The organism is Variovorax sp. KBW07 (genome assembly GCF_003852515.1).
In the GTDB taxonomy this organism is placed as follows: Bacteria; Pseudomonadota; Gammaproteobacteria; order Burkholderiales; family Burkholderiaceae_C; genus Variovorax.
The window spans coordinates 80,799-89,137 of the sequence record NZ_QAJK01000029.1; the positions used below are offsets into that span (position 1 = coordinate 80,799).

Genomic DNA, 8,339 nt, shown 5'->3' on the forward strand with positions numbered 1-8,339 from the left:
CTCGCTGTTCTTCGGGTTGTTATGGAGCTGTTCTTCAGATCGGAATTTCCACCAGCACCGCGGTGCCGCCGTTGGCGCACTGATGAACCTGTGCCTGCCCGCCGAGCGCCGCGGCGCGCTCGGTGATGGAGCGCGGACGGAACTTCGTGAAGCTCTCTTCGCAGGCTTCGTTCTCGATGCACAACAGCAGCCGCCCGTTCTTGCAGCCGAGGCGAACGCTGCCGTGGCGCGCATGGGTGTGCTTGCAGATGTTGTTCAGCCCCTCGCCCACCAACTGCAGGACCTCCGCGGTCATGCGGTCGTCCAGTTGGACCGGCTCATCGACGGTGATGGCGATGTCGATGCCATAGAGCCCGTTGATCCGCGCGGCCTGGCGATGCAAATGGGGCAGCACGAGCCCGCAGGAGCTGTTCGCACCGTTTCTGACCGTGCCGGCGTAGCGGCGCAGGTCGGCGATCACGCCGTCGGCCACGCTGGCGAGCTTGTCGAGGTCTTCGCGCAGCGGGTTGTCGGCGGCCGCTCTCTTGCGCAGCGCGCACAGGCCCATGCGCAGGCCGATGTACGGCTGCACGGCCGTGTCGTGCAGGTCCAGCGCGAACTTCAGGCGCTCGGCCGAGGCAGCTTCGGAGGCCATCCGGTCGAGCACCTCGATGGTTTCGATGACCGGAAATATCTGTTCCATGAGATGCGCCAGGAACAGCGCATCGGACTTGTTGAACAGTCCGTCGCGGGACGACACGAAGACCCGGCCTTCGCCCAGCCGCATCGGCAGCGGGGCGCTGATGAAGCCGCGAGCCTCCAGCATGGCTGCCACGGCGGCGCAGCGCTGCGCGCCTTCCTCGTCATCTGCACGCCAGTTGTTTTCGCAGGCTTCGAAGACATGGCTTTGCGCGCACAGGCGATTCAAGGGCCAGGGCAGGCGGTTGCTGAGCACGGTGTGGCCCGACGTCAGCGCCATCAGCGCCATGAGCGGCGATTCGGCCAGGCGGCCGATCGTCTCGACGCTGACGTGTTCGCAGGCGTCGTTCTTGCGCAGCGTGCGCAGGATCCAGTTGCCGGTGGCGGTGTCTCGCGTGAGCAGGATGCAGTGGCTGGCCCTGAAGAAGGCCAGCGTTTTTTCCATCGTGCGGGCGATGGTGCGGCCGGCCCCGAAGCGGGGGTTCGACAGCTGGCTGACATCGCCCAGCAGTGCCAGGCGCCGCTGCAGGCCCAGCTTGGAGCCGCCCCAGTGCACGATCATGTGCCCCAGCGCCAGCAGGAACGTGGTGCGCATCAGCAACTGGGGCGCGTCGCCGGCCTCCGTGTTCGTGGCCAGGCCGCAGGCGGCGAACGACGCGACCGATGCGACCGTCACGCGGGCGCCTTCCTCGAAACCCCAGCGGAACGAGGAGGTGAGGATCGCGAAGAAGTAGAACAGGAAGAAAAGGCTCTGGACGCCGTCGGTCATGTAGATGATCAGCGTGAACCACAGCACGTCGGACCAATGGATGGTTTTGCCCTGGAAGTACGGGCGGCCCGTTCGCGTGCACGCGTACACCAGCAGGCTGTGCAGGACGTAACCCGAAAAGGCCAGCCAGACCGCGTTGGGGATCTGCTGGCGGTGGTCTCCGGCTTCGACCACGACAGCCAGCAGCGCGGAAACCGACAGCACCAGCCGCATGCGGGCCACCATGAGGGCATCCGTGGCGACGCTTGCGTCGACGTCGGGGGAAGCGGTGCGGGCCAGCATGGAAAAGGTCCTCGGCACGCGCCGTGTCAGGCGAAGCGAGCCTGTCGGCCGTGGGCGGCAAAGCTCTGGGGTGTCATTTTGGAATTCATTTTTCGCACCAGAAAGCGATGTATGTGAAGGTTTCACATTACTACTTTCGTTGTCGAAAACAATGGAGGTCCGGGTGCCAGGAGGGTCTGTGACGACTGTTACTCAAAGTAACATATTGACCGTTGAGGGCTCGTTTCGAGTGCCCGCCGAAAGGAATTGCCCCGCCTATCGGCGAAGAAGGCGCTATTTGCAGGTACCCGTTCGATGCGAAGCGGCGAGGCTGCCACCGGCTGCTCCCGGACCTACATCCGCCGCTCGACCAGCGCTGTCTGCCCCAGGGGCGTGACCCGCAGGACCACCGCCTGCTTGAACTTCAGCTGGGGCTGGCGGGCGCGGCAAGTCGGGGGAAGCATGGCTTCGACCATGCCGGCCGCGTTCAGCACGGCCACGGAGTTGATCTCCGCCGGATCTTCGATGTGCAGGGGGAAGACCGAATGGCCGATCTTGCGCAGGTAGTCGAGCGGCATGAGCGGCCATTGCTGGTCTTCGGCGGCAACTGTGGCGCCGCCGGCCTGCAGGTTGACGATCTCCGCGTGCCCTTCGTCGGTGATGCCGAACACAAGGGCACTTTCGTACTGCTGGTAGCCGAAATGGTCATGGTGGAATTCAGCTTCCACCAGCCCGGTGGCCAGCAGCACCGATGCGTTCCGGATGTCCGCATCGGTCGTGAGCATGACCGGGAACTTCGCGTGCAGGAGTCGAAGGAGAAGGGTGAGCGGCATACATGCTCCTTTCTTTGCGAGGTCCGGGCTGCTGGCCAATTAAATGTGAATTTTTCACTTTTAATTGTTTAGTTGTACATCGGCCGCCAGGCCTTGTCGATAGAGAGCCCGCCACGGCCTAAGGGCCGTGGGCGAGATTTCGTGAAGAAAGTCGCGGAATAAAGCCGCGAATGAAAAGGGCGCCCGGCAGTGCGGACGCCCCGGAGCTGGCGTCAGGTCAGGGTGTGAACGTGACCCGCTGGGCGATCAGCACGCCGTCGACCACCCGATCTCCCACGACAGTCACGCGCTGGCCGTTGCCCAGGTTCGCGGCGGTGCCGTTCTCGAAGACCACGCCGCTGCCGCTGGCGTCCACGGGCTGGCCGCGGACCCTGAAACTGGCCGGTGACTGGTAAGCGCCGATGGCGCCGATCAGCGTGAACGAGGCGGGGCCGCCGGTGCCCGGAACGTTGCGGATGCGCAGTTTCTTCACCACCAGCACACCGCCGGACATGAAGCCGTCGACCTCGACCTTCACGCCGTTGCCGAGCGAGTTCGCGGGGCCGCCCGTGATCTGCCCGTTGGTGGCGTCGACCGGTGTGCCCAGGACCTTGAAGGCGCCGCGCGAGGCGAAGTCGGTGATGACGCCCGCCAGCTGGACGGCGATGCCGTCGCCGGTAGGAATGGCATACCAGCCCTGCACCGTCGTGGCCGTGAGCCGCCCCGCAACCGGAGCGGTGGTGCCGCGGGCGCGCACGATGATGCCGTTGGCCAGCGACGATGCGTTCATGCCCGTGAAGGCGGCGCTGTTGAAGTCGATCGTCAGCAGGCCGAGCGTGAAGGTCTTGTTCACGGTGTCGAGGTTCTGCACCGTCCCCGTGACCAGAGGCGCGGTCAGCGCGGGTGCGATCAGGATGCGCGTGGCGCGCAGCGTGCCTGGTGCGCCCGGCAGGCCCCACACCTGGATGATGCTGCCCGCGCGGACGTCCGCCAGCCCGTTCGCATCGGCCCAGACGGTGGCCTGGTCCACGCTCACGCTGATGCCCATCACGACGAAGGTGCCGGCCGAGGTATCGATGCCCGATACCGCGCCCCGCAGCTCGGCCGCCGACATGACTTGCGTGGCGATGCCGTTGTTGAAGTCGGCGTCGACCTTGCCGGCGATCCGCGCGCTCATGCCGATCTGCAACTCCGTGGCGTCTTCGACGGTAATGGTGGCGCTGTCGGTGTTGTAGCGCAGGCCGTTGAGGATGATGCTGCCCAGGCCGTCCGCCGCACCGATGCCGGCGGCGTCGGCCGTCACGCCGGTGCCGCCCGAACCCACGCCGGAGCCGTCCGTGCCGCTGTTGCCGGCAGTGCTTGTGTTGCCACCCGTACCGCCCGCACCGCCCGCACCGCCAGTACCGCCAGTACCACCCGTGCCAGCGGTATCGCCGGTGGAGCCCGTTCCCGTTCCCGTTCCCGCGGGAGAGTCCGTTCCATTGCCCGTCGATGGGATGCCCCCGGCGCCGAAGCCGACGCCGGCCACTGGGGCACCGCTGCCGCCTCCTCCTCCCCCGCCGCCGCAGGACAGCAGCAGGGCCATGAGGCCGACGGACAAAAAGCCGAGCATGAGCCGGCGGGGTGTCTTCATCGCGTTCATGGCTTGGGCTCCCTTTCAGTCGGACGGGGCGGCACAGGCGCGCCCTCGTCTTCGTAGTAGGTGTAGATGCCGACCCGTATGCGCCCCCTGGCGCCGGCAGGGGCGTGGTCGACCGCCCGTGTCATCTCTTGCGCCAGTTCGTGATGCAGCACGGCCCAGCGTTCCCGGACCATGTGCTGGATCTGCTCGCATTCACGTAGCGTGAGCCCGCGCGCGTACACCGCGCGCTCGAGCATCCTGGGCTCTTCGCCCAGCGTGTTGGAGACGGCTGCCAGCAGATGGTCGCGGCCGTTGTCGCCAAGGAAGGCGAGCATGGACTGCAGGTCTTCGACCGGCACGAAGCCGTCGCTCGTGAGCTCGACCACGCCTTCGCCCTCGCTCACCATGTTCAGGCGCACCAGCTCATCGAGGATGGTCCGGTGGTGCACATTGCCGCGGCTGCTCATGCGCGCCACTGTCTCGAAAGAGGGCACGGCATTGCCTGCTGTTGTGATGGGCAGGCGCCGGAAGGAGTCGTCCTGGGTAAGCATCTGCAGCCACAACGTGAAAGTCTTGGCTGCTGCCGACAGTTCGGTGTGGGGCAGGGGGTCGGCAGTGGCCCGGACCTTGGCGGTCACGGCCTTGCGGTTCAGGCCGGTCGTGACCGACAACTGGCTCAGGTTGGGCATGGGCACACCCTGGCTGCGCCAGCTTCGCTGCGCTTCCTCGATCAGCAGGTCGCGCAGCAGCTTCTCCAGGTGGGGGTGCTTGACCCCCATTGCGAGGGCGAGCCTTACCACCGGGCGAAGGATGCGAGCACAGGCGGCAAGGGCCCATTCCAGCCGGTGGTGTTCCATGGAGGCGAGCGTTATTCCTGAAGGTGCGTTTCGAAATGAGGTCCGCAGCGCCGGCCGCCGACCAGTCGGTAGCTATTCTCCTGCGCAACCGCGCTGATGTGAAAGCTTTGGACTACTGTTTGCCGTCATCCCGTGCTAATGCCATTGGCCAAATGGACGAGGCCGAAGCCGGAAGGCCTGCCTGGAGCAGGACAAATCGCAGGGCAAATGTCCCTTTCGGTCTCTGCGCGACGTGCGCACACTGAAACCATGAACCCGAACCTGACCAGAGACTTCGAAAGCTTGCGAGCCGGCTTGCACGCTCTCAGAGCGGGTGTCAGGCCGGGCGCGACCCTGACCAAGCTGTGCACCCAGCAGCACGGAACGGGTGTGCTGATCCCCGACCCGTTGAATGGCGTCTGCCGCACCGTCAGGAAGACGTGCGACGCGTATCTCGAATTCGAGCCGGCTCAGCTGAGCGACGCGATGCACCTGGTGCGCGCGCCCGCGGAAACCGCCACCCGTTTCTTCTGGCCGGAGGTCCCCGGTTCGAGCGTGCTTTTTCCTGCGAGCGGCTTCATCGCCGGCTTCCTTTCCCGCAACGAGTTCATCGTGGACGATCAGGTCACGTACTCCGTCTACTCGCTGAAGCACGCCAGCGTGGTGCTTGCGGAGAAGGCCGCGAGCCGATGCCATTCCCATCAACAGCGGATGCGGGTCTGGCCAGGCCGGAACCTAGTGATCAGGTGTCCCTCTTGCGGGGCCGACACGGATCTGGATTGGTTCTTGCCGGGTCCCGAGGACAAAGGGAGCAGGCTGCGTTGATTGAATGAGGTTGCGCGGGGCTCTATCTGACGCGAGTCCCGTGAACCATTGCAGCGTGAGAAACTACCCGCTTGATGTAGCCGATGTCCACGCGGGTGGGCTCGCAGCACTTCCTTCATGTAGGCACCATGCAGATCGAACGGCTGGCTTGCCGGTTCACCCGGACCGATGCGGCGCTCGGCTGGCAGAGCCTGCTCCCGGATGTTCTTGTGCCGCTGAAACGTCCTGCTCGCGCAGACACCCTTGTGTCGGACGGACGCTGCTTGAAGGTGGGAGCTTCGTGTGCGCTGTGTGTATGCACCGCCCAAGCGAATGGAAGTGCACACGAGGGATTTCAAATGTATGAGTGATAGCGCCAAGTTGTTGAATTTAAAAGAAAAAGTCCTGTCCGTTGCGCCCATGATGGATTGGACCGATCGTCATTGCAGGTACTTCCACCGCCTGCTGTCGCGTCACGCGCTGCTCTATACCGAGATGGTGACCACCGGTGCGCTCATCCATGGCGACGTGCCCCGGCACCTGCGCTTCCACGCCGAAGAACACCCCGTGGCCCTGCAGCTCGGCGGCAGCGAGCCGGCCGACCTGGCGCATTGCGCCAAGCTCGGCGAAGAGTGGGGCTACGACGAGATCAACCTCAACTGCGGCTGCCCGAGCGAGCGCGTGCAGCGCGGTGCCTTCGGCGCCTGCCTGATGAACGAGCCGCAACTGGTGGCCGACTGCGTGAAGGCGATGGTCGACGTGACCGACGTGCCGATCACGGTCAAGCATCGCATCGGCATCGACAAGATCGAGAGCTACGAGTTCGTGCGCGACTTCGTCGGCAAGGTCAGCGAGGCCGGTTGCCGGACCTTCATCGTGCATGCGCGCAACGCGTGGCTGCAGGGCCTGAGCCCGAAGCAGAACCGCGAGATCCCGCCGCTGCGCTATGCGCTGGTGCACCGGCTCAAGCACGACTTTCCGTCGCTGAACTTTTCGATCAACGGCGGCATCTCCGTCAACGCGCAGGTGCACGAGCACCTGCGGCTGCTCGATGGCGTGATGGTCGGGCGCGAGGCGTACCACAACCCCTGGTGGCTGGCCGAGTGGGACGCCGAGTTCTTCGGTGCCGCGCCCCAAGTGCTGACGCGCGAAGAGGTCGAGTCGCTGATGTGCGACTACATGGTGCGCGACGCGGCCGAGCACGGCACCAACTGGTGGTCGATTGCGCGCCACATGCTGGGCCTGCGCAATGGCCTGCCGGGTGCCCGCCGCTGGCGCCAGGTTTGGAGCGACCACAAGCTCAAGACGCGCCCGCCGCACGAGGTGATGGCGCTCGCGCACGAGCCAGTGGCACAGGTCGCCTGAGCCACGCGCCGACACGGTCGGCACCCACGTTTCCCTGGACACATGAAACACCTTCGCGGGTGTTTCATGGGAGCACGCACGCTTGCACCGTCGCATGAGGGAGGGCCTGCAGGAGCCCATTCCCTAGATGTTTTCCATTGTTTTTATAAAACGATGTTTCAAAACAATGTAATAACAAGTGTGACTGCGGCACCACTTTTTGCTGAAGAATAAAGAGCGTCAGGGAAACACAAAAAAAGGTTCTGCAATATGAGCGAAGCTGTTGGCAGCAAAGAAGAAGTGAGCGCGCTCGCACGCGGCTTGGCACTCCTCAAGATGATCGGCATGTCGGGTGGGCCGATGGGTAACCGGGAATTGGCCGACACGACGGGTATTCCCAAGGCCACGGTGTCGCGTCTCACGGCAACGCTGGTGGGCGCGGGCTATTTGCGGCAGTCGCAAGACAGCGAGCGTTTCAGCCTGGGGCCGGCGCTGCTGGACATGAGCAGCCGCTACCTGCGGCATTTCGATCTGCGGACGGTGGCGCGCCCGCATCTGTCGGAGCTTTCGGAGTTCGCGGGCGCAAGTGTGCACATCGGGGTGTGCGACGAGCTGGACGTGCTGGTGATCGATTCGCTGCGGCCACGTTCGGCGGTGATCAGTTCGCGTATCGAGGTGGGCACGCGCATGGCGATCGTCACCTCGGCCGGCGGCCGGGCCTACCTTGCGGCCCTGCCCGCCGACGAGCAGGCAACGCTGCTGGACAAGATCCGCCTGGAGAGCGGCGAGAACTGGCCTTCGGTGGAGCCCCGGCTGATGGCCGGCCTCGAGGAATACGCCCGCGAGGGCTACTGCAGTTCGTTCGGCGAGTGGCATCCGCACATTCACGCCCTGGGCTTTGCGCTGGACGGTCCGCGCGGTGAACGCTATGCGGTGAGTTGTGGCGGGCCGGCCTACCTGCTGCCGAGGGAGGTGATGCTCACGCGCGTGGCGCCGCATCTGCTGGTCACTGCGAAGCGCATTGCTGCCGAGGTTGGTACGGGTAGCAACGGCTGACTGCAGGGCGGCTGCTGGGGCCGTTCAGGGCGCCGCTCACGCCGACGGTGTGCTCTGCTCCGCGAATGTCCCCCGCTTCGCTCCTCCTTTATTTCGCTGCGCAGAGCACACCATCCGCGTGAGCGTCATCAGAGTGGTCGTTGATCAGCGGTACACCA

General features: G+C 65.1%; 7 protein-coding genes. 3 read left to right on the forward strand and 4 right to left on the reverse strand.

Translation table 11 applies throughout. The annotated features are described in order from the left end of the window. Positions 1-34: 34 nt before the first annotated feature. The 4 genes from DBV14_RS06645 to DBV14_RS06660 all read right to left on the reverse strand — a co-directional run bounded on the left by DBV14_RS06645 (position 35) and on the right by DBV14_RS06660 (position 4,998). Complete coding sequence (locus DBV14_RS06645) at positions 35-1,729, reverse strand: sensor histidine kinase (protein ID WP_124458405.1); 1,695 nt, start codon at positions 1,727-1,729, stop codon at positions 35-37. Positions 1,730-2,061: 332 nt separating this feature from the next. Beyond that, positions 2,062-2,541: a hypothetical protein gene (locus DBV14_RS06650; RefSeq protein WP_124458406.1), complete on the reverse strand. Its 480-nt coding sequence runs from the start codon at positions 2,539-2,541 to the stop codon at positions 2,062-2,064. A 217-nt stretch (positions 2,542-2,758) separates the two neighbouring features. Beyond that, positions 2,759-4,153 (reverse strand): DUF5666 domain-containing protein, encoded by a 1,395-nt coding sequence (locus DBV14_RS06655; protein WP_260396847.1) that lies wholly within the window; start codon positions 4,151-4,153, stop codon positions 2,759-2,761. 5 nt (positions 4,154-4,158) lie between these two features. Further along, on the reverse strand, positions 4,159-4,998 hold the full coding sequence (locus DBV14_RS06660; RefSeq protein ID WP_124458408.1) for a DUF6502 family protein: 840 nt from the start codon (positions 4,996-4,998) through the stop codon (positions 4,159-4,161). A 249-nt stretch (positions 4,999-5,247) separates the two neighbouring features. On the opposite strand from DBV14_RS06660, the gene DBV14_RS06665 reads away from it, so the two are divergent. The 3 genes from DBV14_RS06665 to DBV14_RS06675 all read left to right on the forward strand — a co-directional run bounded on the left by DBV14_RS06665 (position 5,248) and on the right by DBV14_RS06675 (position 8,181). Continuing rightward, entirely contained in the window at positions 5,248-5,802 is a 555-nt protein-coding gene (locus tag DBV14_RS06665) for a hypothetical protein (RefSeq protein WP_124458409.1), read from the forward strand. Between the two features lie 342 nt (positions 5,803-6,144). Further along, positions 6,145-7,146, forward strand: a complete 1,002-nt coding sequence (gene dusA, locus DBV14_RS06670) for a tRNA dihydrouridine(20/20a) synthase DusA (RefSeq protein ID WP_124458410.1) — start codon at positions 6,145-6,147, stop codon at positions 7,144-7,146. Between the two features lie 249 nt (positions 7,147-7,395). Beyond that, entirely contained in the window at positions 7,396-8,181 is a 786-nt protein-coding gene (locus DBV14_RS06675) for an IclR family transcriptional regulator (RefSeq protein ID WP_124458411.1), read from the forward strand. Positions 8,182-8,339 lie beyond the last annotated feature (158 nt).

Bases quoted from the DNA above. Each gene is read 5' to 3' on its own strand.
- dusA (WP_124458410.1), top strand. From the start codon at position 6,145: ATGAGTGATAGCGCCAAGTTGTTGAATTTAAAAGAAAAAGTCCTGTCC.
- DBV14_RS06660 (WP_124458408.1), bottom strand. From the start codon at position 4,998: ATGGAACACCACCGGCTGGAATGGGCCCTTGCCGCCTGTGCTCGCATC.
- DBV14_RS06650 (WP_124458406.1), bottom strand. From the start codon at position 2,541: ATGCCGCTCACCCTTCTCCTTCGACTCCTGCACGCGAAGTTCCCGGTC.
- DBV14_RS06665 (WP_124458409.1), top strand. From the start codon at position 5,248: ATGAACCCGAACCTGACCAGAGACTTCGAAAGCTTGCGAGCCGGCTTG.
- DBV14_RS06655 (WP_260396847.1), bottom strand. From the start codon at position 4,153: ATGAAGACACCCCGCCGGCTCATGCTCGGCTTTTTGTCCGTCGGCCTC.
- DBV14_RS06675 (WP_124458411.1), top strand. From the start codon at position 7,396: ATGAGCGAAGCTGTTGGCAGCAAAGAAGAAGTGAGCGCGCTCGCACGC.
- DBV14_RS06645 (WP_124458405.1), bottom strand. From the start codon at position 1,729: ATGCTGGCCCGCACCGCTTCCCCCGACGTCGACGCAAGCGTCGCCACG.